We start from the raw sequence: 25,236 nt of genomic DNA on the forward strand, positions 1-25,236 counted from the left end.
GATGCTGGGTGCAGCCCTGAGCAAGGGCTGCACTCAATATCTTCAAAGTTCTGATGCCATGAAAAAAATACTTGTGTTGTCGCTGTTATGGATCGCCACTACCACTTTTGTTCAGGCCGAGGCCAAGGATCTATTCACCGCTGCGCGCGCGAACGATGTAACACTGGCGGCAGCTCTGATCGACTCCGGTGCTGACATTAATCAGCAAGACGACAAGGGCTATACGCCGCTTATTCTTGCGACTTATGACGGGAGTTACGAGGTCGCCCAGCTATTGCTTAAGCACCATGCCGATACGGAGAAGAAAGACCATTCGGGCAGAACGGCACTTATGGGAGTGGCTTTCAAGGGAGATGAGAGAGAAGCGCAACTCCTGCTGAGTAACGGAGCCAGAGCTGATGCCAAAGATGCAAAAGGCCTCACCAGCATGATGTATGCCGTCATGTTCGGAAGGCTTTCGGTAATTAAGGTTCTAAGAGAAAACAAAATTTCTGGATGACTACTGGCGATGGAGGTAGAAGAATGAAATGTAAGCTATGGAGCGCAATATTTTTTCTGGCTCTCTGTGTACCCGCGACGCAGGGCCAATCGCCTGATATCTTTGCCGCCGCGCGCACGAACAACGCAGTACAAGCGCAGTCGCTGATCGACGCGAAGGTTGACATTAATCAACATGACGACCGAGGCTACACTCCTCTCATCCTTGCAACTTACAACCAGAGCCCCGCTGTTGCAGAGATGCTTCTGAGCCACGGTGCGGCGGTTGATGCCAGAGACCCTATGGGCCGCACCGCATTGATGGGCGCGTCTTTTCAGGGCGACGAGCAGTGTGTAAAGCTTCTACTGGACCATCGCGCCAATATCAATGCCGCGGATGCGAATGGAGCTACGAGCCTGATGTACGCGGTTCAGTTCGGCAGAAAATCCATCATCAAGCTCCTGATCGCCAGCAGGGCGGATATAACACTGAAAGATAAGCGCGGGTTTGATGCTACTTATCTGGCAGAACAGACCAGCGATCCAGAGATACTTGCATTGCTGCAGCATTAAGTAAGTTGGGAAATAAAAGCGCCCTCTTAGTCTTACAAGACTAAGAGGGCGCTTTTACCATAAATCAACTTATTATGGCTCGATGAGCTGGCCGCGGAGCCACGCTCCCAGATTCGCGGCGGGCAGCTTTACTCCCATAAAGAACTGTCCGAAGGATGCATAAACGGCGCTCACGCGATCGAAGCGCATCTCGTAGATCAGCTTCTTGAAGACCAGCGGATCATCGGAGAAGAGATCCACACCCCACTCCCAGTCGTCGAAGCCGATCGAGCCGGTGATGACCTGACGCACAGAATCTGCATAACGGCGGCCGATCAGGCCGTGCTCGTGCATCATGTGCTGACGGTCCGCCATCGGCTCGGTGTACCAGTTCACCTGCTCGCCGCGCTTTCGATCCATGGGGTAGAAGCAGAGGTACTTCGCAGGTGGAACTGCAGGATGCAGTCGTTGATCCAGCGCATTGGCCTGACGTTCGGTCACCTCGCGAGCGCCAGAGTTCCACTCCGGTGTGCCGGGCTGCAAGCCCTTTTCGGCCAACGCCGCATAGGTCTTGGCAGAGGACTCGTAGAGTCCCAGTTCCACCATCGAAAGGTACGAGTGCGAGAGCTTGAGATAGTCGCTCAACCGCGTCTGCGCCAACTCAAGCTCAATCCGGTTCAGTTCCGCAAACGAGTCCCTAAAGTGAATCAGCATGAGGTCGCCCTTATGCCCAAGCTGAGAAAACACACCGGACTGGTTCGGATGCCCCTGTACAGAACCTTGCTCCCAGCGGGCCAGAACGGCGGCAGCCTCGGCCTCGATCTTTTGCTGCTCCTCGACGGGAAGCGCCTTCCATGCGGTCCAGTCAAAGTGGAACATCTGATGTAGAACGCTCGAACCTTCAAGAGTGAGCGGTACGCTCGGCAAATCGGACAATGTAATTCCTCCCCGGAGACAATCCTGACTCAATCATAAAGGTTCTAGGGAGTGCCTTGTATTCTCTGGTCGTACAGCTCCATCTGCTTGGCTACGATGGCACTCGTCTTTTCCAGCGCCGTCCGGCTATTCGCATCGAGATCCGCCCACGTGCGCGACACCGGTTGGGTCTGCAAGGAGTCCGGCATTAGCTGGCCATCCTGCCCGATCATCGCCGCCATCATCAGCGTGACGGTCTTCAGGTGCGTATCGACCAGCGCCTGCCGAAGTCGATAGCCAATGTCGATGCAGGCATCGAGATGCACTGCGTCACTCAGGCCCCACCCAATCTGATTGGCACGGCAGGCATCGGGAGTTCTGTAGAAGGTGAACATCGAGATCACATACTGTCCCTTGTCTTGAAAGACCGGGTAGTTTTGCTTCAACCACTCCGGACTGGAGACATCTGGAATGTACATCTCGACGTCGGCGTCAGAGGCCACGAGCAGGGGAGTGGTCCACTGCTGCGTCTCATCCAGAACCTGAAGTGGTTTGCCGAGCGGCCCTCTTTGCAGAATCTGCTGAGCTAGACCCGTTGCCGACAAGATGAGCATGAGGAACAGTAGTGCGGTGTACTTGATGCTTCGTTGCATCGTCGTTGAGCCCTACCTTCAGTAAATATCTTCTGCGCATTTCAGTAGAGGCTGCAACTTTATCTCGCCCATGCGAGGCCGTCCGAACCGCTTCCCGCATGAATCAGCTTCTGCGTCTTCCACCCTGCCAGATCAATCGCCGCAACTTCTCCACTTGTATTACAGGATACATACGCAGTCTTGCCGTCAGGATGAATAAGAATCTCCTGCGGCGCGCTGGGCACCTCGATGTGGCGCACCACCTGCATGTTGCGAAGGTCCACCACTGCAACCTGGTTCATCGAAGGAACCGTCACCAGCAGCCAGCGGCCATCGGGCGTCGCCGCGGTTCCAAAGCCCAGTCCCGGCAGCGTGACCCGCATCTTCACCTGCTTCGTCGCGGTGTCAATCACGGCCAGTTGCGGCTTCGTCTGGTCCGCGGTAAACACCAGCTTGTCATCGGCTGAGATGGAAACTCTTTGAACCACGAGCGACACCGGAATCACGGCAATGGTCTTTCTCCCAACTAGATCGAGCATGGAGACGCTACCCGCGCCGACGTTCGCGGTGTAGCCTCGGCGGCCATCGTGCGAGATCGCCAGCATGTGCGACTCTTTCTGCCCTGTCGGCACCGCGCCTACGATCTTGCGGGTCTTCGGATCAATCACGGTTACCGTGTTATCGAGTTCTGTCGTCACGTAGAGCAGCCCACTTACCGGCGACAGAACCGGCTGATGCGGTCGGACTGCATGACCAAAATCAATGTGGCCGACGATCTTCCGCGATGGCAGATCGATGAGCAGCATCTCATGCCCGTCGATACCTGGATGACCCACGCCGGTGCTGCCGTATATCGGCACAAAGGCCGTGCGCCCATCGGCGGAGACAGCAGCCTCGTGCCCATGAACTCCAGGTGTTGCCTCAGCTACAGTAGCAAGCTGTTTCCCGGCTAGAGGATCAACGAGGCTGACACTGCTATCTCCTTGATTGACCACTACCAAGGTTTGGGCTACGAGGTACGAAGAGGCAAACATTGAAGCTAGACCGAGCAGCAGAAGGCGTGAGATGGCGTGAGTTCGCATGGCCGAGGATTATAGTCCGGCCAAAGATAGCGAGTCCACGCGGGCTGCTTACTCGTAGCGCAATGCCTCAGCGGGAAGCACCTTAGCCGCCGAGGCGCTGGGGTAGAGCGTCGCAATCAGACTTACTCCAAGCGAGACCGCAGCCACAAGCAGAGCATCTGTAAAGCGCGGAGCGAAGGGGAGGTAGTCAATCGAGTAGACCGAGGCATCGAGCCGGATGAACTGGTAGTGGCCACCGGCCCAGCTCGCACCGAATCCGATCGCCATGCCGAGCACGGTCCCGATGACAGAGATGAGTAAGCCTTGCAGCAGAAAGACGCGGCGAATCTGCGAGGCAGTTACTCCAAAGCTCATCAGAACAGCGATGTCGCGGGTCTTCTCCATCACCATCATCGTGAGTGCGATAAGAATGTTGAGCGCGGCGACGCAGACGATCAGAGCGAGAACGATAAAGGTGACAATCTGCTCGAGCTGGAGTGCGCGGAATAGCTCGCGGTTCTGCTGCATCCAGTTGGTGGTCTGGAAGCCCTGTCCGGCTGCGGCTTCGATGTCACGGCCCACGACATCGGCATGGTACAGGTTGTCGACGCGGAAGCTGATGACGGAGATAAGGTCCGGCTCAGAGAAGAGTCGTTGCGCATCGAAGAGCCGCGTGAAGGCGTAGCTTGAGTCGTACTGGTAGAAGCCGGAGGAGAAGATTCCGGCTACCTGGAAACGCTGATAGCGGGGAACGAGACCGAGCGGAGTCAACTCGCCCTGCGGGCTGGTGACGAGGACGGTATCGCCAACGCCAGCACCAATAGTCTCGGCCAGATCTTTGCCGATGACGATAGGAGGAATCCCCGGAGTAACACAGCCAGCGGGCGCAGAGTCGCAGGGGCCTGGGTTCAGCGACTCCGCCGAGCCTTGTTTGATGGCTTGCAGAAGGTCGCTGACGTGGCGCTCCTGATCGGGAACGATGCCTTTGATGAGTCCGCCGCCGCTGCGTGCTCCCCGGGAGATGAGCACTTGTCCGTAGAGCCCAGGCGCGGCCGAAGTAACGTGGGGCAGGGCAGAGAGCCGCGCAAGTAGAGGCCGCCAGTCGTGGATGCCGTCGCCCGCGATGCGCATAAGATCGACGTGCGCCGTAGACCCGAGCAGCCGCTCTTGCAGGTCGCGGCGCATCCCGTTGGTGATGGCAAGCGCGATGATGAGCGAAGCGACCCCGGCAGCGACGCCGACGACCGAGATAGCCGTAATGACGCCGACGACAGCCTGACGCCGCTTGGCGCGCAGGTAACGCGCGGCGATGAAGAGTTCAAAACGCATACGGGTTTAGGGTACTAGGTTTTAAGCAATGACGAAGCACGGGCGAGTTCACCGTGCTCCGTCTTATAGCTTCACGCCTTACTTATTCACCTTGACGATGAGGTAAGTAAACTGCGTGCCCGTCGGCATCAGAAACTGGTGCGGCACACCGGGAGCCACATGGATCACGCTACCGGGGACAACATGTACCTTCGTTCCACCCTTGATCGAGCTTCCCTGCAGCTCGTCCGGCCCCGTCGAGACCGGCTCCTGGATCTCGCCGCCGGAGAGAAAGTCCGCCTCACCGCTCTGCACCACGAGAATATCCGACTGGGCCTTATGCACCTCTACCCGCCCGTTGCCGTTGCGGTGTCCGATGTACATCAGGTGATTGCCGTAGAGCTCTTTCTGCGTGGCTCCCGCTGGCGGCGCGCCGTTGACCCATACCGTTGCGGCCGGTGCCTGAGCCATTGCAGGCACCGGCATGTAGGTCAGACCACAGACCAGCGCGCCGAGCAGAAGCTGATGCTGCATCCTCTTCATAGACGATCTCCAATTGGGGTGACGAGATGTTTGGCAATTTAAACCCGAACCATACTAATGCCAAGACACGCGCCTCTGTCTACTCCGTCAGGACAGCCTTGGTCAGGTGCCTTGGATGATCGACGTCGATCCCTTTACGAACCGCGATAAAGTAAGCCAGCATCTGCAACGGAATCACCTCGGAGATAGCCAGCAACTCCTCAGGCATCTCTTCCACAGCGATGATGTGGGTAGCAAGTTCTGCCACCTCGGCATCGCCAGCATTGGCAATCGCCAACACCCTCGCCCCCTGCGCACGCATATCCCGCAACAACTGCACGCTCTTGCCGTAGCGCAGCACCGAGCCTTCATCCTGCCGATCGACCGTCGCGATCATAACGAGCGGAGTGTCCTCGCTCACCAGCGCATTGGGGCCATGCTTCAGTTCGCCGCTGGGATATCCCTCCGCATGTAAGTAAGACGATTCCTTCAGCTTCAGCGCACCTTCGCGCGCGATAGGGTAATGAATCCCGCGTCCAAGAAACAGGAAGCTGCTGGCCTCGGCGTAGTGCTCCGCGACTGCGTGAACCGACTGCTCCCAGCCGTCCATCTGGGCGGCAATACGCTCTGTCATACGGCGGATCGAATCCAGTCGCACAACCATCTCCGCTCTATCGATCAGGCCGCCCAATTCACCGGCGATGAGCGACAGCAGATGAAGGTTCAACAGTTGCCCGGTGAAGCTCTTCGTCGCAGGAATCGACCGCTCCCGGCCCGCTCCCAGTGGAAACGAGACCGTTGCCTCACGGGCCATTGTGGAGCCTTCGACGTTGGTAATGGCCAGCGTCCGCCTTCCGGCCTGGTTCGCCTTGCGTAGTGCGGCGAGCGTATCGGCAGTCTCGCCCGACTGTGAGATAACTACCACGGCGGAGCGCTTCTGCATCCTCTCTCGCTGATACACGTACTCGCTCGCGTACTCCACATCGATGGAGAGGTCGCTTCGCTGCTCCAGCATGATTTCGCCAGCCAGTCCCGCGTGGCGGCTCGATCCGCTGGCCGCGATCACAATCTCTCCATCCGGCCCAAGCTCATCAAGCCACTTGCGCACCGGGGCGCAGGCATCGTCGCGCAGACCCGTTGCTTCGGCATATCGGTCCAGCGTGGCTTGGAGCGACGCTGGCTGTTCGTGGATCTCACGCAGCATCCAGTGCGGATAGGGAGTGGGAAGCAGAGATTCTGACATATCACCTTTCTTGATTGAAGAGCTTTCCGGTTAGTTGGCTTCGAAGTACGCCTCGATCTCCTCGAGCGTCTTTCCCTTTGTCTCAGGCAAAAAGAAGATCACCGTCAGCAGGTAGATGACGGTGAATCCTGCGAAGAGGAAGAACATCCTCGAGTAGCCATACATACCCACGACAGGCAGGAAGATCGCCGCCAGTGTCGTGGATACGAGTTGATTGATGACCAGTGCGATGCTCATTCCATTCGAACGGATGCGCGTCGGCATCAGCTCCGATAGAGCCAACCACACGCAGACGCCCGGCCCCAGCGCATAAAAGGCAGTAAATACATACAAGCCAATCGCAACCAGCCAGCCGTGCAGCGCATCGGGTATAGGAGCGATATAGGCGTGCTCGATCTTGAGTGGTGCAACCCGCGCCGCGTCCAGATCGACGAACGGGTTGCGGAAGAAGGCCTCGACCTTGCTGGATGGAATACAGCCTGCCCGGTCGATCGTCAGGGGAGCCGCACCGGCGTCGTCGGAGTGGACCGTGCTGGTGGTCGCGGTGAAGCCGCCATAGGAGTAGATCACAGCCATCGACATAGGCCCCGGCCCCGCGGTCCCCATACGGTATCCGCTGGCCGCGGCAATCTGTTGTGCCGTTGCCTGGTCAAAGCGGAAGGTCAGCTTCTCATTCGACCCGGCCATCGTCTGAACGGCACTGCCCGCGTCGTAACGATGAGACTCGGTCTTGAGAAAGAGCACTCCGACAAACAGCAGCGAGACGATGATGCCGGAGGTGCCCATGCGGAACAGAAAACGCCTGCCTTTGCGGTCGACCAGAGACATCCCGATCACCGTCATCAGGAAGTTCACAAAGGTAAACGCCACATATCCCCAGTGCGCGCGAAGATCCGAGAGCCCGCTCTGCAGCAGAATATCCGTGTTGTATCCAATGACCGAGTTGATCCCCGTCGCCGTATTGCAGAACAGGATGACGCACGCCAGCAGGAACGGCAGCACGTACCGCCGTTGCAGCAGGGAATCGGAGGATGCGCGTTTAGCGGTGGCTGTCTCCTTCGCCGCCAGCTCTACCTGCTCCATCTCGTACAACTCAAGCTCTGCCTGCTCCACGCTGCGGGAGCGCAGTAACGACTGCAACGCCTGCTCCTTCTTGCCTCGCCGAAACAGCCAACGCGGCGACTCCGAAACCAAGAACGCACCCAGCACGAAGAGGATTCCCGGCGGCATCGACATCCAGAAGATCCGTCGCCAAGCCTGGTCTTTCACCTGGAAGAGTTCAGCAGCGGAGAGGCCGCGCGCAACTGCCTGCACACGATAGCTGTAGTAGATCCCGATGACCGCTGCTGCCACGATCCCCAGCGTCAGCAGCCACTGAAAGATGCCCGCGCCCTTGCCGCGATCCTTTGCCGAAAGACACTCGGCCAGATACAGCGGAACAGCCACACCGATCAGCCCTCCGCTCACGCCCTGGAGCAGCCGCCCGAGAAAGAGCGGCCCATACCCATGCGAGAGCGCGATCATCGGAATACTCAGCGCGAAGATGGCGCCGCTCACCATCATCAGCGGCTTGCGGCCCATCCAGTCGGCCAGCAGCCCGGCAAAGAGCGTGGAGAAGACGCTGCCCAGCAACACCGCCGCCACGATGATCGACAGTTGGCTGCCGGTTAGCTGCGAGGTCGCCTCAAGATACGGCAGCGCGCCGCCGATGATGCCGACGTCCACCCCATAGAGCAGCCCACCCAGGCCTGCGACCAGCAGGAGCAAGCGGTTATAGCGGAGAATCCTGCTGGAGCTGGCATCGGGCATTAGGTGCGTTCGATCTGGCATAAAAGTAGTTCCATATTATTCCGTAACGCGGACTGCTGAAATTTGCTCTTCAGCCACAGCCCGCTCGATGGTACAGTAATCGCTGTCTCCCATAAGTTACTTCAAGCAGTCTGCACCGCGCTTGCCGTCCGTGCCCTGGAACCTCTGTTTCCAGCCGCCCGTCGGCCTGCCGTTGCCGTTTCTTCTGTTCGTGACTCCTGTAAATACCCGAATCGCTCGATCTATCATCTGGCAAATTCAATAAACCGTTGGAGACATGTGAAATGAAAAGAACTTTCCTGTCCGCGTGTTGTTTGCTTCTGTCTTTGCTTCCAGCCTTCTCTTTTGCCCAGACTGCGCCCAAAATCACGACGCCCAAGGAGTTCTTCGGCTTCAACATGGGCGACGACTACCACATGGCCTCCTACACCCAGGCCGAGGCCTACTGGAAGAAGCTGGCCACCGAGTCCAACCGCATGAAGCTGGTCGAGATCGGCAAGACCGAGGAGGGCCGCCCTCAGTACATGGCCATCGTCAGCTCGCCCGAGAACCTGAAGAAGCTCGACTACTACAAGTCCATCTCGCAGAAGCTCGCGCACGCCGAGATCTCCGAGGAGGAAGCCCACAAGCTCGCTCAGGAGGGCAAGGCCATCGTCTGGGTCGACGGCGGCCTGCATGCCACCGAGACCGTTGGCTCGCAGCAACTGATCGAGATCGTCTACCAGATGCTCAGCCGCACCGATCCCGAGACCATGCGCCTGCTCAACGACGACATCGCCCTCTACACCTTCGCCAATCCCGACGGCATGGAGCTGGTCGCCAACTGGTACATGCGCGAGAAGGACGAGACCAAGCGCTCCTACGACCTGCTGCCGCGCCTCTACGCCAAGTACGTCGGCCACGACGACAACCGCGACTCGCTCACCTCCAACATGGCCGAGACCGCCAACATGAACCGCCAGCTCTTCATCGAGTGGAACCCGCAGCTCATGTACAACCACCACCAGTCCGGCCCGGCTGGCGAGGTCATCTACATCCCGCCGCTGCGCGACCCCGTCAATCACAACCTCGACCCCCTGGTCACTCTCGGCATCGAGCAGGTCGGCGTGGCCCTGCACGAGCGCCTGGTCTCGCAGGATAAGGGCGGCTCCGGCATGCGCACCCAGGCCAACTACGACGGCTGGTGGGACGGCGGAATGCGCAACACCACCACCTTCCACAACACCATCGCGCTGCTCACCGAGATCATCGGCAACCCCACTCCGATCCAGATTCCGCTCATCCCCGAGCGCCAGCTTTACATCAGCGATCGCCCCCTGCCCGTAGCGCCGCAGACCTGGCACTATCGCCAGTCCATCGACTACTGCATGGAGACCGACCGCGCCATGCTCGACTATGCCTCGCGCAGACGAGAGATCGTGCTCTGGAACTTCTACAAGATGGGCCGCAACTCCATCGAGCGCGGCAGCAAGGACTACTGGACCATCACGCCCAAACGCATCGACGCGCTCGAAGCCGCGGGCAAGGTGGACGCGGCCTCGAAGTCGGCCCCGGATGCGCGCGGCCGAGTCACACTGGAGCCGAGCGACACCGTCGTCCCCAGCGGCCTCTACGAGTCTGTCCTGCATGACCCCAACTTCCGTGATCCGCGCGGCTACATCATCTCCGCCGATCAGCCCGACTTCCCAACCGCGACCAAGTTCGTCAACATGCTGCTGAAGAACGGCCTCGACGTCCATCAGGCCACGGCCTCGTTCACGGTAGCGGGCAAGACCTACCCGGCTGGTTCCTACGTGGTCAAGACCGCGCAGGCCTTCCGCCCCATGGTCCGCGAGATGTTCGAGCCGCAGGACCACCCACACGACGTCAAGTACCCCGGCGGTCCGCCCATTACCCCATATGACATCGCGGGCTGGACGCTCGCCATGCAGATGGGCGTGCAGTACGACAAGATCCAGGACGGCTTCGACGGCCCCTTCAAGCTGCTCGACAAGACAATGCAGCCCTACGTTGGCGGCGGCATCGTAGGCCCGGCGAACCCTGCGGGCTACCTCGTCAGTCACCGCGTCAACAACAGCGTCATCCTGCAAAACCGCCTACTCAAAGCCGGTGCCGACGTCTTCTGGCTGAAGTCTTCTGTTACCCAAGGCAAGGATGACCTGAACTCCGGCACGCTCTGGGTTCCGGCTTCGGGAACGGCCACGCCCATCCTCGAAAAGAACGCCAAAGAACTTGGCCTCACCATCTATGCTGTCCCCACCGCGCCCACGGGTGAGGCCTACAAGCTCAAGCCCCTCCGCATCGCCATCTACGATCAGTTCGGCGGCATCCTGCCCGCAGGCTGGACCCGCTGGCTCTTCGAGCGCTTCGAGTTTCCCTTCGAGATGGTCTACCCGCAGACGCTCGACAAGGGCGACCTGAAGAGCAAGTACGACGTCATTATCTTCACCGACGGAGCCTTCCGCCGCGGCCTCGCAGGACGCGGCAACGGCGGACAGGGAGCCAAGCTGCCCGACGACATTCCCGCCGAGTTCCAGGGCTGGACGGGCCGCATCACCGAGGCCACCACCTTCCCGCAGATCAAGGCATTCCTCAACGACGGAGGCTCCATCGTCACGGTGGGCAGTTCCACGGTGATGGCAGAGATCCTCGGCCTGCCCATCTCGAACTACCTCGTCGAGCGCGCCCCCGGAGCGCCGGAGCGACCACTCGCCCGCGAGAAGTTCTTCATCCCCGGCTCTCTCATGGAGGCCAACATCGACAACACGGTGCCCCTGGCCTACGGGATGCCGGACAAGGTGAACTTCTTCTTCGACAGCAGCCCCATCTTCCGGCTCGCGCCGAACGCGTCCTCAAAGCACACCTACGCGGCGGCCTGGTTCTCCAAGCCCCAGACGCTGACCAGCGGCTGGGCCTGGGGGCAGGAGTACCTGAACGGGGGAACAGCAGCGGTTGCGGGCAAGCTAGGCAAGGGCAACGTCATCGTCCTGGGGCCGGAGGTCTCGTTCCGAGGCGAGCCTCACGGCACCTTCAAGCTGCTCTTCAACGGCGTCATGTACGGAGGCTTGGAGCCAACCACGTTAGGGAAGTAGAGCCTTCCCGCCACTCTCTAAAACCCTTTACGGAATGGCTAAAGCTGTGCCGTAAAGGGCTTCTGTTTTTGTCGTTGCTGTTGTTGGTTTTCTTGGTTGTCATTCAGGAGCGAAGCGGAGGAATCTGCTTCTGTCGTTGTTCTTGCTTTTGCTTTTGTTGTTGCTTCGGTTGTTGTCTTTGCCGTTGCTTCTGAGGTAGGTCGGGGCTTTAGCCCCGACACTAACCCTCACCCCAAAAGTGAGCGTTAGCCCCGAAGTATGCTTTCCCCCTCAGCCCACCAACTCAATCCAAAGCCACGCCCGTAACCCCCAACACCTCCGCCAACACCGCGACGACCATCTCATGGTCATCCCGCTGCGGCAGCCCGCTGGCCACAACCGTCCCCACCAACCCGGTCCCACGCAGCACCACCGGAAACCCACCCCCATGCGCGGCATAGTCGGCGAGCTTCAACCCCTGCCGCTCCTCGAGCGTGGTCCCATCCAAAACCAACTGCCGCCCCACATGGTACGACGACCGCCCAAACCGCATCACCGTATTCCTCTTCCGCCGAATCCAATCCTCCTGCCCCTGCGCGGCCCCATTCATGGCGACGGCAAACAACATTCGCCCCGCCACCTGAATCTCGAAGGTCATCCCCGCGCCGAGAGCAATCGACCGATCTCTTAGCTTGCTCCCGATCGTCCAAGCTGTCTCCGCGCCAAACTCCGCAAACTGGAGCTTCGCCTCCTGCACCTTCATCCGTTCGATATCTTCCGCCAACCCCATCCTCATCTCCTCTGTTTCTGCATTAACTCTAGTCGGTCTATCTGCGCCATAATAACCCTTCATGTGTCGCACGAATCCTCAGGCCATCGGCATCGACTTCGGAACCACCAACAGCTCAGTCGCACGAGCCGGCAACGCCGCACCAGCCACCACCGTCGAGCTGACCCGCTTCTCGAACGGCAGCGCCAGCTCGCGCTCCATCCTCTACCTAGAGAAGGTGAAAGGCCGCGTCCTCTCCGCCTCCGGTCCCGCCGCTATCGACCGCTACCTAGCCGCGCACGGCGAAGGCGACCACCCTGGCCGCCTCATCCAGTCGCTCAAGTCCTACCTGCCCAGCCGCTCGCTCACCGGCACCGAGGTCTTCGGTCGCCACTACACCCTCGAAGACCTCATCTCCCGCATCCTCACCGACCTGCGCCTGCGCGCCGAGCAGCAGTTCGCCACGCCCATCCGCCACGCCACCGTTGGCCGCCCCGTCCGCTTCGTCGGGGCAGAAACTCCCGAAGACGAGGAGTTCGCCCTCACCCGTCTGCGCGCCTCCTTCCTCCGCGCGGGCTTCGAGTCGGTCGAGTTCGAGCTGGAACCCATCGGCGCGGCCTACAGCTACCAGCTCACGCTCGACCACGACGAGACCATCCTCATCGGCGACTTCGGCGGCGGCACCAGCGACTTCTCCATCCTGACCGTCGGCCCCACGGCCAGCCGCAAGATCCTCGGCACCTCCGGCCTGCCGCTGGCGGGCGACACCTTCGACGCCAAGATCGTCCGCAAGCTCATCTCCCCGGCGCTAGGGTCGGACTCGCTCGCCCGCGGCCTCAACAAAACGTTGCCCGCCGTCCCAGCCTGGATCTACGCGAACCTGGAACGCTGGCACTACCTCAGTTTCCTGCGCACGCGCAACGTGCTGGAGATCCTGACCAGCGCCCACAAGCGAGCACTGGAGCCGGAAAAAATTCAGGCCCTGCTCACCCTCATCGACGAGGACCTCGGCTACCAGCTCCACCAGGCCGTGCAGCGCACCAAGATCGACCTCTCCCGGCAAGAGGTCTCGCACTTCCAGTTCAAGGATGGCAGCCTCGACCTCCGGGCCACGGTCACGCGCAGCGAGTTCGAGCAGTGGATCGCCCCCGAACTCGAGCAGATCGCCGAGTCCATCGACTCGCTCCTCACCTCCACCGGCGTCGCCCCCGCCAGTATCGACCGCGTCTTCCTCACCGGCGGCACCAGCTTCGTCCCCGCCGTCCGCCACATCTTCGAGTCGCGCTTCCCCAACCGCATCACCACTGGCAACGAGTTCACCTCGGTCGCGCAGGGACTGGCCCTCCGCGCACTTCAGTCATAACTGACAACAGCAAAAAAAAGGTCCGATTGTCACAAGGACGTTGTTGCCGTTGTTTGTTGTTGTCGTTGTTTGTTTTTGTTGCCGTTGCCTGTTTTTTTGTTGTCATTCAGGAGCGAAGCGGAGGAATATGCTTCTGCCTTTGTCGTTGCTGTTGCTTCTGGGGTAGGTCCGGGCTTTAGCCCGGACATCAAAACCCACCAAAGAAGCGGGCTTTAGCCCCTGAGGTATGCTTTCTTCCACCTAACCCAGACCATTAAGGGCACGGCTTCAGCCGTGCCATCCACGCACGCCGATCAACCGGCTTTAGCCGCTGAGGAACGCTTTCTTCACCCCCGTGACAACTCCGGGCCACTATCTCTCAATTACCCTCTCCAAACCGCCTAAACTAACTCCAGATGCTCCCCCTAGCCCACCGCCGCATCCTCATCACGCGCACTCGCACCCAGGGCTCCGACCTCGCCACGCAACTCGAAGCCCTGGGAGCCGAAACTATCCTCATACCTACTATCGAAATTGCTCCCCCCGAAGACCTCGCGGTACTCAACCAAATCCTGTCCAACCTGACCACTTTCGACTGGCTCATCCTGACCAGCGCCAACGCCGTCGAAGCCCTTGCACAACACAAAATTCCCCCAACCCTGAAGATCGCCGCCATCGGCCCAGCCACCGCCAAAGCCCTGCAATCCCGAGGCATCCACGCCGATCTCGTCCCCCCAAAGTACGTAGCCGAATCACTGGCCGAGGCACTGCTCCCACACGCCCCCGCCGCCCGTATGCTGCTGCTCCGCGCCGCCGTAGCCCGTGACTACCTGCCCGAAGCCCTAACTGCTGCCGGGGCACACATCACCATCGCCGAGGCCTACCGGGCGGTCATTCCCAAGGAGTCCATAGCAGCCTTAAAGCACCTGTTGGCCGACCCCACACACCACCCGCACGCCATCACCTTCACCAGCGCATCCACGGCCACCAACCTGACCGAGCTGCTCCACGCCGCCAGCCTGACCCTGCCTGAGACCATCGCCCGGGCCTCCATCGGCCCCATCACCACCCGCACCCTGCGCGAACTGAACCTACCCCCACAGATCGAAGCTCAGGAAGCCACCATCCCCAGCTTGGTCGAAGCCCTGGCCGCCTACTTCGCCAGCCTCTAATGCGAACTCCAGGTCTTATCCCCTGAGTTACACAGCGTCTCCAGCGTACAGTCCACACATCGTGGCTTCCGCGCGATGCAAACCTGCCTCCCATGATGAATCAGCTCATGCGAGAAGGCGATCCACCGATTCTGCGGAATAATCTTCACCAGATCCCGCTCGATCTTCTCCGGCGACTCCTCCTTGGTCAGCTCCAGCCGCCGCGAGATTCGCAGCACATGCGTATCCACCACCACGCCCACGGCAATCTCGTAAAACGACCCCAGAACGACGTTCGCGGTCTTCCGCGCCACACCCGGCAGCCGCAGCAGCTCCTCCATCGTCTGCGGAACCTTGCCCCCAAACTCCTCCACAATGACCCGCGACGCGCCCTGAATCGACTTAGCCTTATTGCGAAAGAATCCCGTCGTCCGGATCAGCTCCTCAAGCTCCGGCAGGGAAGCCGCAGCCATCGCCTTCGGCGTGGGAAACATCTTGAACAGCGCCGGAGTCACCAGGTTCACGCGCACATCCGTACACTGCGCCGAGAGAATCGTGGCAATCGTCAACTCCCACGCGTTGCGATGGTTCAGCGCGCACACCACGCCGGGATAGGTCTTCGCCAGCACATCCAGAATCGCCGAGATCCGCTCAGGAGCCAGAGGCTTCCTTGTCGTTTTCTTCCGTGCCACCTTGCTTGTCGTCATCTTTACCTGATGCTAACAAGAAGCAACGGCAAAAGCGTCCTCACGCCGGACGGGCGGCACTGCGTGCGGTCTTGGACGCTTCGCGTGCTTTTTAATCCCGACCCGCTATACTGCAAGCGCATGTCCGAAAAAATCTTCACCATACTCGTCGGCCTTATCGCCAGCGGCGGCTACGCCAGTGTCTTCATCCTCATGGCCATCCAGTCCGCCTGCGTCCCCATCCCGTCCGAGGTCGTCATGCCGCTCGCCGGTTACGCCCTCGCTCACAGCCAGTGGGAGCTGGTCATCCTGGCCACCGTCGCTTCCATTGCCAGCAACGTAGGCTCTGCCATCGCCTACTGGATCGGCGCCCGCGGCGGCCGCCCCATGGTCGAGCGCTTCGGCGGCTACGTGCTCCTCAGCCGTCGCGACCTCGACCGTGTCGAGCACTTCTTTGCCAAGTACGGCTCGCTCGCAGTCCTCATCGGCCGTATGCTGCCCATCGTCCGCACGTTCATCGCGCTGCCCGCGGGCGTCGCCAAGATGAACCAGCTCCGCTTCCACATCTACACCTTCATCGGCTCCTGGCCCTGGTGCTACGCGCTGGCTTACGTGGGTATGCGCCTGGGCGACACCTTCAACACCAACCCACAGTTCAAGGAAATCTTCCACCGCTTTCACCTGGGTGTGGAGGTCTTTCTGGTCGCAGGGTTCGTCTGGTTCATCTCCTCTCACTGGAAGAACCGCATCCGCACTGAAGCCTAGCGAAAAAGATTTCAGATGCCGACCAACGGGAGGCACTCAGAAACTAATTCCGCCCCCACCGCCCCGACAACGGTACGAAGTACCTATTTGCGCCTCGTGTGTTGCGTGAGCGATACTAAACCGTCCGCTTTTACGGAATATCGTAGTCAAGAAGGGTCCTTACAGAATGTCCAGCACCGGAGCCGCGAACCACGCCGCGGCCAGCATCAAGCCTCACACAGGTAAGCTCGGCGTCATGATTCCCGGCATGGGAGCAGTCGCCACCACACTCATCGCCGGCGTAGAGGCCGTCCGCCGCGGTTTCGCCAAGCCCTTCGGTTCCATGACTCAGATGGGAACCATCCGCCTCGGCAAGCGTACTGACGACCGTACGCCCCTCATCAAGAACTTCCTCGATCTCGCGCCGCTCGAAGACCTCGTCTTCACCGGTTGGGATATCTTCGGCGGCAACCTGTACGACGCGGCCAAGACCGCTGCCGTGCTCGACCGCGACCAGCTCGAGAGCATGAAGGAGTTCCTCCAGTCCATCGAGCCCATGCCTGCGGCCTTCGACCAGCGCTGGGTCAAGCGCCTCGACCCCAAGGTGCAGAAGGTCGGCAAGAACAAGTGCGATCTGGCCAACCAGATCCGCAACGATATCGCCGAGTTCAAGACCAAGACCGACCGCCAGGTCATGATCTGGTGCGGCTCCACCGAGATCTACATCGAGCCCAAGCCGGTCCACCAGACCCTCGAGGCCTTCGAGAAGGGTCTCGTCGACGACGATCCGGATATCTCCCCGTCGATGCTCTACGCCTGGGCCGCGCTCAAGGAGGGCATCCCCTTCGCCAACGGCGCGCCCAACCTGACCGTGGACATCCCCGCTCTGCAGGAGCTCTCGAAGAAGATGGGCGCTCCGATCTGCGGTAAGGACTTCAAGACCGGCCAGACCTTCATCAAGACGGTTCTCGCGCCCGGTTTCAAGGTCCGCCAGCTCGGCGTCGCCGGATGGTACTCCACCAACATCCTCGGCAACCGCGATGGCGAAGTGCTGGACGATCCCGATAACTTCAAGACGAAGGAAGTCTCGAAGCTCGGTGTGCTCGAGCACATCTTCCAGCCCGAGAAGAACCCCGAACTCTACGGCGATATCTTCCATAAGGTGCGGATTAACTACTACCCGCCTCGTGGTGATAACAAAGAGGGTTGGGACAACATCGATATCTTCGGATGGCTCGGTTACCCGATGCAGATCAAGGTAGACTTCCTCTGCCGCGACTCCATTCTGGCTGCGCCGCTCGCGCTCGACCTGGTTCTTTACATGGACCTCGCCGCCCGCACGGACATCCTCAAGGGCCTCGGTATCCAGGAATGGCTCAGCTTCTACTTCAAGGACCCCGATACCGCGCCCGGCGTCTACCCCGAGCACGATATCTTCATCCAGAACATGAAGCTCAAGAACACCCTGCGCTACATCATGGGCGAAGAGCTAATCACCCACCTCGGCCTGGACTACTACGGCGAGGAGTAAACCCGCAGTCCAGAACCAAACATGCGGCGGCTGATACTCTCAGCCGCCGCTTTGTCTTATCTGCCAATACGAGGGACCAATGACGCAAGAAAGGGAAGAGAGCCACCAGGAGCGAGTCCTGCGCATGGTCACCCTCCTCCTGCTGGTCCGCCCGCTGGAGCAGTGGCCCGGCTCTCTGCTCCTCTGCACCAGCCTTAGCCCCATCGGAGCCGCCTTAGCCCGTGCCGCGAACATCGTCGGAGCCGTCGCGCTTGCCATCGACGCCAGTCCCAAAGTCTGCCGTGCTGCTCTCCGCGCAGGCGACTGCGACTTCGCCGTCAATACTCTCGATGAGGCCTTGCGCGTCCTCAAAAACGAGATTCGCAAGCGCCAGCCGCTCTCCGTTGCCCTTGAAGCCTCCCCTAACGAGGCTCTTGCCGAGCTTCTTGACCGAGGCGTCTGCCCCGAGCTATTCGCTGACACCGCAGAGGAGCCGACCACCTTCATCGACCACTTTCACGATCAGGGAACCATCGTTCTCAACATCGATCACGCCCCGCGCCCCGATGCACTGGATGGCCCTGGGATTTTGAAGCGGTACCTTGAAACCAACGGCCTCGATCTGGTCTCGTTCACCTTCGGCACCGCTGCCGAACTCCGCGATTTAGACTCGCGGCTGCTCGAAATCCTGCCCGCGGGAGACGTGCGTCGCCGTTGGTGTGCCGCTGCTCCCCATCACTTCTACCGCGAGCGCCCCCCGCGCCGCGATGCTTTTCTCACCAAGGCAGAACAATTGCAGCTAAAGCTGGGAACTTGAGCCGTTGCTGTTGCCTGTTTTCTTGGTTGTCATTCAGGAGCGAAGCGGAGGAATCTGCTTTTGTCGTTGCTTTTGCTCTTGGGGTAAACCCGGGCTTTAGCCCCGAGGTATGCTTTCTTCAAAAGAGAAAAGTCTGCCTGCCGGACGGGGTTCGGTTGCGTCGGCAGAGCATTCGACTCTTAATCGACTGGTTGAAGGCGTGGGCGTTCACACGCCCTTTCCAAGTTTGGGCCGCTCCTTCTGTTGGCCGGAAGAAATATCCTCGCTGCCGACCAGCGGGAGGCCCCATGCCGTTGGTCCTGCCTATACCGCCCCGAGAACGGCACGAAGTGCCTGCCACAGAACCCCGGTGCCAGCCTCGGTCTTTGACGACACCACCAGAATCTCCTCCACCCCATGCGCCTTCTTCAGCGCAGCCACCGACTTTGCCAGCACATTGCCCGAGAGCCGGTCAGCCTTCGTTCCCACCACAAGATAAGGCTTACCCATCTCCTGCAAATACCGGATCAAAACCGTATCGTTCGCCTGCGGAGGAATGTTCGTATCCACCAGGCAGACCGCCAGCGCCAGCGTCTCGCGCTCAGCCAGATAAGGCTCGATAAACTTCGGCCACTCCGCCGATATAGCCTTCGAGATCTTGGCGTACCCGTATCCCGGCAGGTCGGCGAAGATCATCGTCGGTCGCTGCTTCTTCTTATCGCCCGCGCCCTCGTGCAGCGCGAAGAAGTTGATGGCGCGCGTCCGTCCCGGCGTCGAGGAGGTGTGCGCCTGCTTCGATCCCAGCAAAGCATTGATAAGGGAAGACTTACCGACGTTCGAGCGCCCGAGGAAGGCAATCTCCGGAGCCCCATAGGTCTTGGTCTCCCCAGGGAAGTGCGCGGCGTCGGTGGCGGAGAGAAGAAATACTGGAGTCAGGCGCATCCCTCAAGTGTACCTCTCCGCAGACAACAAAGCCCGCGGTATCCGCGGGCCTTGCTGCTTATGCTCTCTCAGGTCTAGGGAACTCTGATGGATGACACCAGCCGAAAGGTAATCACAGTCTCGGATGGAATCACTACATCGCGGCTTCCGGTAAAGGCACCCGCAGCCGTACCCGCGCCCGCACCGCTCAGTCCGCCGATCAGCGCGCCCTTGCCGCCGCCCGCGATGCCGCCGATGATGGCTCCCAGTCCAGCGCCGCCTCCGGCAAAGCCGGCCGTGCGCTTGCCCCGGCCCTTGTTCTCCACCTCGTAGCTGCTGGAGCTGACGCCCTGCCGACCGATTGCGGTCAGGTCGATGGCCAGCGCGCCCGCGCCCTTGAAGCGCCCCTTGCCCTTCGAGGCCACAACCGTTCCGCTCACCGGGGTTCCCCGGCTAAACACCGTACCGCCGCCCACCGTGGCCACCGGACGCTCGAGCACACCCGACCAGCGATCGCCGACCTCGTTCTTGCTGGCGGCCAGAGCCTGGTTCACGCGAATCACTACCGGGGTGCCTGCCTTTACGGTCCTCAGCACCGGAGCGGGCGGTGGAGCAGGAGCCGCCGCTACAGGGGCCGGAGCCGGAGCCGGCGCGGCCACAGGAGCGGCAGCCGGAGCAGTAGCGGGCGCAGAAGCCGGAGCAGTCGTGGCCGGAGCTGTCTGTTGCGCAGCGGCAGCCGGAGCCGAGCCCGGCGGATACGTCACCGATCCATCCGGATTGGTCCGTGAGCCATCGGAGTTCAGCACTCCCTGGGGCTGTGTCGCCGGAGCCGGGCTCGGCGGCGCACTTTTGCATCCGCCAAGCATCATCGCGGCGCTCAAAGCCGCCGTAGTCAAAACTGCCATCTGTTTCGAGTTCAACATATCTTCTCCGTTCTTCAAGCCTGAACCATGATCGGGATCTCTGCGGACCGGGCTACCTTTTGGGTAGATGACCTCCGGCCCGTTCAAGTTGTCCTGTTCCAGCAGGGCCATCATATACGCAGCGGAGGATGCTTTCACCCACAACAAAATCCTTCATCCAAGGTTCAAGCAACGAGAAAGGATGAGGTGCCTGCTATGAAACTGAACCGTTTTTTTCTCCCCACGGTGGCCGCGATGGCGATATCGCTGGTCGGTTGTAGTCACCCCATACAGCCGTACTACCCGCCTCCACCGCCTCCTCCATCCAACGCGCCCGTGCCGCAACTGGTGGAGATGGCCGAGAGCAACGGCTTCCGGGCTGGCGTCGATGACGGTGCGCACGATGCCTATACGGCGGCCGGTTACGCTCCACGGAGCAACATCCGTTTCCGCAAGGCTCCCGGTTACGACCCCAACTACGGCCCGCGCGGACCTTACGTGCAGTACTTTCGGGGTGCATACCTGCGCGGCTACGACAAGGGCTTCTACCATCGCTGACAGTTCAAGGCAGGCAGCCGCGCTATAATCCGGCAGAAGCTACACCAACTCCCATGGGGACCCAGAGCTGTATCTACCCCACAAGTCTTCTGCGCGCGCTGCTGTCCGTCGCCTTCCTCGCGACGGCACTGGCTTTGGTCGCCAATGCCCAAACAGCGCAGCAGGCACTCGCAGTGCCTCTGCTGCTGCCCAGCGCCTTGGCCTACGACGCGCGGGGCAACCTCTACTTCACCGAGACAGCCAATCACGATGTTCGCTGCGTCGATACCTCCGGCGTCCTGACGACCGTGGCGGGCACAGGCGTGCAGGGCTTCGAGGGCGATGGCGGCGCGGCGACCTCGGCTCTGCTGGACTCGCCCGCCGGGCTGGCGATCACATCGAGCGGCACCCTCTACATCGCCGACACGCACAATCACCGCATTCGCCGCGTCGATGGCGTTACGAGGGCAATCACGACGTACGCCGGAACGGGCACCGCCAGCTTCTCCGGCGACGGATCGCTGGCCACCGCCGCCACGCTCAACCTGCCCACGGCCCTCGCGCTCGACAGCTCCGGCAACCTCTTCGTGGCGGATACCCAGAACCACCGCATCCGCCGCATCGACGCGGTCTCGGGGATCATCACGACGGTAGCGGGCGACGGCACCCAGGGCTTTGCCGGTAGCTCGCTGGACAGCCCCTCCGGGTTGGCCGTCTCCTCGTCGGGCGACCTCTTTCTGGCAGACACGCACAACCACCGCATCCTTCGTCTCGACCACCTGACCGGCTCGATTACCACGTTGGCCGGGAACGGCCTGCCCGGCTTCTCCGGCGACGGAGCTTCCGCCGCTGCGGCCACGCTGGCTCTGCCGCACGGCCTGAGCGTCGATGCCGCCGGAAACCTCTACCTCTCCGATTCCAGCAACCACCGCATCCGCCGCGTGGACGCCAGTACCGGCCTCATCACGACGGTAGCGGGGGATGGCACCCAGGGCTTCACCGGCGATGGAACCTCGGCCCTTACTGCTTCACTCGACTCCCCCCGCGCCGTCGGGCTTTCGTCCGGCGCGCTGGTCACGCTGGCCGATTCGGCTAACCAGCGTGTCCGCCAGCTCGACGCATCTGGCGAGATCCGTACGGTCGCCGGGTTGAGCACCGCTGCGAGCAGCGTCCTGACGCTTTCTGCTCCATCTGGAGTTGTGTATGGCAGCGGCGCAGTGACGGCGAGCCTTGCGGACAGCACCGCCACCGGTTCCATCACTCTCTTTGACACCACCGTCTCCCTTGGAACCGAGCCGCTCACGCAGGGCAGCGCCAGCTTTTCAACGAACACCCTATCAGCCACCAGCCATCACCTGAGCGCGAGCTACACAGGCGACGCCACTCACTCCGCTACTACCTCCGCGCCGCTCGTGCTGACGATCTCGCCCGCTCCGCTGCGGGCTACACCGGCCGCAGTGTCGGTCTCCTATGGAGCGCCGATCCCCACGCTGACCGGGACTCTGACAGGGCTGCTGGCGCAGGACTCCACCGCCGTAACCGTCGCCTATTCCACCTCGGCGGCGCAGCTCTCGCCTGTAGGAAGCTACCCCATCACGGCTGCTTTGTCTGGGACGTCGGCGGGGAACTATGCCCTGACCACGGCTCCAGCTTCAATGACGATCACTCAGGCTCCAGCCACGGTTACGATCAGCCTGGGGAGCGCGACTATTGCCGCTGGAAGTCAGTCGACGGTCTCGGCGAAGGTTGTATCGAGCACGTCGGGCGTCCCTACCGGCGCTATCACTCTACTTGACGGCGGGAAGGCCATTGCGACGGCGACGCTCGCGGGTGGGAGTGCCAGCTTTGCGCCACAGACGTTTGTCTCCGGCAGCCACACGCTCTCGGCGAGCTACGCGGGGGATGGCAACTTCCTTGCCGCGTCCAGCGCGCCTGTGGTGGAGACGGTGGGGGCAGCACCGGCTTCGGACTTCTCACTGGTCTCGACCGGTCCGTCGAGCGTCGCGGTCCCGGCTGGGAATCCAGCCAGCTTTGCCTTCTCGGTTGCAACCACCGGCCCCGCGCTCTCCAGCCCAATCCTGCTGAGCGTGAGCGGCCTGCCGCCCGGAGCTACGGCGAGCTTCAATCCGGCGTATCTGCCGCCGGGGAGCTTTCCTGCCAGCTTCCAACTGACGATCCAGACGGTGACCCTTGCGATGCGGTACACGATTGGGGGCACGATTGCCCTGGCATTGCTGCTCTTTGTGGGGCCTCGGCGGCGGAGGCGAGCGGTGCTGATGGGGCTTGTGCTGACCTTGACTGCGTGCGGGGACCGGGTGAATCAGGGCGATGCGACACGGGCGGTCAAGAGCTACGCCATGACCGTTACGGGGACGGCTACGGCTCCTGACGGCAGTACGCTGGTGCACACGACAACGGTGATGCTGAATTTACAGTAGGAGTTAATCTTCGAGCGGCAACTGCTCCCGCGACATAAGGAAGATCACTCCGAGGCCGACAAACAGAACCAGCCCCTCCACCCGCTCCGAGCGGACATGGAGCTTGTCGAAGTGGGCGCGGGCGGGGTTGTCCTTGGGGACAGACTCGATGGGTGCGCCGATGCTGTCGCGGTCGTGGTCCATGGTGGGCAGCACGCTGACCTGGAGATAAGCGGTCGCGGCCAGCATGATGACGGCCAGGACGAACTCCAGCTCGTAGCGGCCACGCGCACGCATGGGCGCGCCGCGGAAGATAAGGGCTGTGGCGATGCAGAACAAGGCTCCGCAGACCAGCCCGACGATGTGGAAGGGATGCAGCACCGCGCCCACGAGCATTCCGGCCTCGTGGATGGATGGCAACGTGTGGAAGGCTATGGGTGCGAGCAGGAAGGCGAAGAAGATAAGGCCTCCTACCCACACCACCATCGTGAGTAGCTGGACGATGCGCAGGAGGCCTTGCATCTACTCTCCCGCCTCGGCTGCGGGGACGCCGGTACGGGCCAGGGCGCGGCGCAGGACGGTGTCGAGCGCGGCCTTCAGCTCGGTGTACTCGGCCTCGGTGATCCGGCCCTGAAGCCGGTCGGTCTCGGCGGCGAATAGCTCGTCGCGGAGCACCTGTAGGGGGCTGACGGAGGTTGGCTGCAAGCGCGAAGCCGAGGGCGAGACCGCAGCAGCAGAGCCCGAGGGGCTGCGCAGCATCAGGCCGGCGGCAGCGGCGAGCAGCAGGCCGAGGCCGCCGATCGTCCACCACTTGTACTTGGCCCACGGGTCCAGATTGCCTTCGGAGTCGAGCGGTGCTCCGAGGCCCTTGCCGCCAGCGGTGTCGGCGCGCATCTGGGCGCTGGCCTGCGCGGGCGTCAGGTTGGGATCTCCGGCGCTGCCGGGAGCAGGACCACCGGAGGCGTCACCGCCACCCTGGCCTCCGCCCTGCTGGCCGGAGTCGCGCGGCAACTGGCCTGAGCCGCTGACCGTGAACGAGAGCGGTTGCGAGGGCTGGACGTTCTGCGCCACGTAGGTCTGGGCGTTCACCTCGTCGTTGACGGGGTTGTACGGCGTGGATGCGCTGGGCTTGAAGGCCATGCTCTTCGGCATCATGATGGCGATGGTGCCGGTGGTGGCCACGGGGCGCGGCGAGAAGGTGAAGGAGTCCTTATAGGGCAGCCGGTAGGTGATCTGGAACTGCGTCTCGCCGGGCCGGATGGGGAAGATAAAGGTGTAGTGGTTGGGTTCGCCGAGCGGCACGGGCGGTGCCTGCACGGGCATCCCGTTGGGCGCGAGCGCGGCCGAACCCTGGATAACTGCTCCGGCGGGCAGGTAGAACTCGAACGGGCGGTCGGAGAACTGGGTCATCGGCGGCGACGACTCGTTCTTGACGAAGTAGTGTTCGACCACGGTGAGGCCCTGGCCGCCGCCGTCGGTCTGGATGCGCATGACGTCGGCTTCGATGGAGATGCCGTCGACCTTGGGCTTGGCGTTGAAGACCTCAAGCTCGACCGACTGCGTGCCCGGAGGCGCGGGGCGGAAGTAGTTGGCCTTGTCGTGGGTGACGCGGACCAGGTGCAGGCCGGGGTCAGGCACGTCGAGCGTGAAGCGGCCCTTGGCGTCGGTCTTGGTGTGGGTGGACTCCTGCATCCCCTGCTGTAGACGGATGAGGGTGACCTCGTCTCCGGCGGCGGGCTTGTTGGTCGTCTTGTTGGTGACGACGCCGGTGAGGGTATCGGCCAGCGCGGCGGCGGGCGCAAGGCTGAGGGCGCAGAGCAGGAGGGCGGGGATTCGTCTGAAAGTCACGCTGTAAGTTTACCTTTATGTCG

General features: G+C 61.5%; 23 protein-coding genes. 10 read left to right on the top strand and 13 right to left on the bottom strand.

Annotated features, from left to right (window positions below; translation table 11 throughout):
• Position 1: 1 nt before the first annotated feature.
• Complete coding sequence (locus FTO74_RS08810) at positions 2-499, top strand: ankyrin repeat domain-containing protein (protein WP_162537809.1); 498 nt, start codon at positions 2-4, stop codon at positions 497-499.
• Positions 496-1,050 (top strand): ankyrin repeat domain-containing protein, encoded by a 555-nt coding sequence (locus FTO74_RS08815; protein ID WP_162537810.1) that lies wholly within the window; start codon positions 496-498, stop codon positions 1,048-1,050. Before FTO74_RS08810 ends, FTO74_RS08815 begins: the two co-directional genes overlap by 4 nt.
• Positions 1,051-1,122: 72 nt before the next feature.
• On the opposite strand, the gene hemQ is transcribed toward FTO74_RS08815, so the two are convergent.
• The 7 genes from hemQ to FTO74_RS08850 all read right to left on the bottom strand — a co-directional run bounded on the left by hemQ (position 1,123) and on the right by FTO74_RS08850 (position 8,540).
• The gene (hemQ, locus tag FTO74_RS08820; RefSeq protein ID WP_162537811.1) at positions 1,123-1,965 is read right to left on the bottom strand and encodes a hydrogen peroxide-dependent heme synthase; all 843 of its coding nucleotides are present in this window, start codon (positions 1,963-1,965) and stop codon (positions 1,123-1,125) included.
• Positions 1,966-2,009: 44 nt separating this feature from the next.
• Positions 2,010-2,597, bottom strand: coding sequence for a hypothetical protein (locus tag FTO74_RS08825; RefSeq protein ID WP_162537812.1), 588 nt, complete (start codon positions 2,595-2,597; stop codon positions 2,010-2,012).
• A 59-nt stretch (positions 2,598-2,656) separates the two neighbouring features.
• Positions 2,657-3,658 (bottom strand): cytochrome D1 domain-containing protein, encoded by a 1,002-nt coding sequence (locus FTO74_RS08830; protein WP_162537813.1) that lies wholly within the window; start codon positions 3,656-3,658, stop codon positions 2,657-2,659.
• A 48-nt stretch (positions 3,659-3,706) separates the two neighbouring features.
• A complete protein-coding gene (locus FTO74_RS08835; RefSeq protein WP_162537814.1) occupies positions 3,707-4,966 on the bottom strand; it encodes an FtsX-like permease family protein in 1,260 nt (419 codons plus the stop codon).
• Positions 4,967-5,044: 78 nt separating this feature from the next.
• Positions 5,045-5,488: a hypothetical protein gene (locus tag FTO74_RS08840; RefSeq protein WP_162537815.1), complete on the bottom strand. Its 444-nt coding sequence runs from the start codon at positions 5,486-5,488 to the stop codon at positions 5,045-5,047.
• A 79-nt stretch (positions 5,489-5,567) separates the two neighbouring features.
• The gene (locus tag FTO74_RS08845) at positions 5,568-6,710 is read right to left on the bottom strand and encodes an SIS domain-containing protein (RefSeq protein WP_162537816.1); all 1,143 of its coding nucleotides are present in this window, start codon (positions 6,708-6,710) and stop codon (positions 5,568-5,570) included.
• Positions 6,711-6,740: 30 nt separating this feature from the next.
• Positions 6,741-8,540: an MFS transporter gene (locus FTO74_RS08850; protein ID WP_162537817.1), complete on the bottom strand. Its 1,800-nt coding sequence runs from the start codon at positions 8,538-8,540 to the stop codon at positions 6,741-6,743.
• A 305-nt stretch (positions 8,541-8,845) separates the two neighbouring features.
• On the opposite strand from FTO74_RS08850, the gene FTO74_RS08855 reads away from it, so the two are divergent.
• On the top strand, positions 8,846-11,611 hold the full coding sequence (locus tag FTO74_RS08855) for a M14 metallopeptidase family protein (protein WP_220399107.1): 2,766 nt from the start codon (positions 8,846-8,848) through the stop codon (positions 11,609-11,611).
• 283 nt (positions 11,612-11,894) lie between these two features.
• Here FTO74_RS08855 and FTO74_RS08860 read toward each other — a convergent pair whose 3' ends face one another.
• Complete coding sequence (locus FTO74_RS08860; protein WP_162537819.1) at positions 11,895-12,380, bottom strand: heme-degrading domain-containing protein; 486 nt, start codon at positions 12,378-12,380, stop codon at positions 11,895-11,897.
• A 61-nt stretch (positions 12,381-12,441) separates the two neighbouring features.
• On the opposite strand from FTO74_RS08860, the gene FTO74_RS08865 reads away from it, so the two are divergent.
• Both FTO74_RS08865 and FTO74_RS08870 read left to right on the top strand, forming a co-directional pair.
• Positions 12,442-13,722 (top strand): Hsp70 family protein, encoded by a 1,281-nt coding sequence (locus FTO74_RS08865; protein ID WP_162537820.1) that lies wholly within the window; start codon positions 12,442-12,444, stop codon positions 13,720-13,722.
• A 395-nt stretch (positions 13,723-14,117) separates the two neighbouring features.
• Entirely contained in the window at positions 14,118-14,873 is a 756-nt protein-coding gene (locus FTO74_RS08870; protein WP_162537821.1) for a uroporphyrinogen-III synthase, read from the top strand.
• On the opposite strand, the gene nth is transcribed toward FTO74_RS08870, so the two are convergent.
• Positions 14,870-15,559, bottom strand: coding sequence for an endonuclease III (gene nth, locus FTO74_RS08875; RefSeq protein WP_162537822.1), 690 nt, complete (start codon positions 15,557-15,559; stop codon positions 14,870-14,872). The genes FTO74_RS08870 and nth overlap by 4 nt on opposite strands.
• Before the next feature lie 120 nt (positions 15,560-15,679).
• Between nth and FTO74_RS08880 the strand changes: the two genes are divergently transcribed.
• The 3 genes from FTO74_RS08880 to FTO74_RS08890 all read left to right on the top strand — a co-directional run bounded on the left by FTO74_RS08880 (position 15,680) and on the right by FTO74_RS08890 (position 18,609).
• Entirely contained in the window at positions 15,680-16,303 is a 624-nt protein-coding gene (locus tag FTO74_RS08880) for a DedA family protein (protein ID WP_162537823.1), read from the top strand.
• A 166-nt stretch (positions 16,304-16,469) separates the two neighbouring features.
• Complete coding sequence (locus FTO74_RS08885; RefSeq protein ID WP_162537824.1) at positions 16,470-17,813, top strand: inositol-3-phosphate synthase; 1,344 nt, start codon at positions 16,470-16,472, stop codon at positions 17,811-17,813.
• Positions 17,814-17,892: 79 nt separating this feature from the next.
• Complete coding sequence (locus tag FTO74_RS08890; RefSeq protein ID WP_220399108.1) at positions 17,893-18,609, top strand: hypothetical protein; 717 nt, start codon at positions 17,893-17,895, stop codon at positions 18,607-18,609.
• A 303-nt stretch (positions 18,610-18,912) separates the two neighbouring features.
• Here the strand turns inward: FTO74_RS08890 and yihA are convergent, their stop codons facing one another.
• Both yihA and FTO74_RS08900 read right to left on the bottom strand, forming a co-directional pair.
• Positions 18,913-19,530, bottom strand: coding sequence for a ribosome biogenesis GTP-binding protein YihA/YsxC (gene yihA / locus FTO74_RS08895; RefSeq protein ID WP_162537826.1), 618 nt, complete (start codon positions 19,528-19,530; stop codon positions 18,913-18,915).
• Between the two features lie 74 nt (positions 19,531-19,604).
• Positions 19,605-20,432 (bottom strand): hypothetical protein, encoded by an 828-nt coding sequence (locus FTO74_RS08900; protein WP_255462584.1) that lies wholly within the window; start codon positions 20,430-20,432, stop codon positions 19,605-19,607.
• A 195-nt stretch (positions 20,433-20,627) separates the two neighbouring features.
• On the opposite strand from FTO74_RS08900, the gene FTO74_RS08905 reads away from it, so the two are divergent.
• Both FTO74_RS08905 and FTO74_RS08910 read left to right on the top strand, forming a co-directional pair.
• Positions 20,628-20,969, top strand: coding sequence for a hypothetical protein (locus FTO74_RS08905; protein WP_162537827.1), 342 nt, complete (start codon positions 20,628-20,630; stop codon positions 20,967-20,969).
• A 53-nt stretch (positions 20,970-21,022) separates the two neighbouring features.
• Positions 21,023-23,386: an Ig-like domain repeat protein gene (locus tag FTO74_RS08910; protein WP_162537828.1), complete on the top strand. Its 2,364-nt coding sequence runs from the start codon at positions 21,023-21,025 to the stop codon at positions 23,384-23,386.
• A gap of 3 nt (positions 23,387-23,389) precedes the next feature.
• Here FTO74_RS08910 and FTO74_RS08915 read toward each other — a convergent pair whose 3' ends face one another.
• Complete coding sequence (locus FTO74_RS08915; protein ID WP_162537829.1) at positions 23,390-23,887, bottom strand: DUF4149 domain-containing protein; 498 nt, start codon at positions 23,885-23,887, stop codon at positions 23,390-23,392.
• On the bottom strand, positions 23,888-25,213 hold the full coding sequence (locus FTO74_RS08920; RefSeq protein WP_255462585.1) for a DUF4198 domain-containing protein: 1,326 nt from the start codon (positions 25,211-25,213) through the stop codon (positions 23,888-23,890). It abuts the gene before it with no gap.
• Positions 25,214-25,236: the final 23 nt, after the last annotated feature.

Origin of the sequence: Granulicella sp. WH15, from assembly GCF_009914315.1 — a bacterium.
GTDB lineage: Bacteria > Acidobacteriota > Terriglobia > Terriglobales > Acidobacteriaceae > Edaphobacter.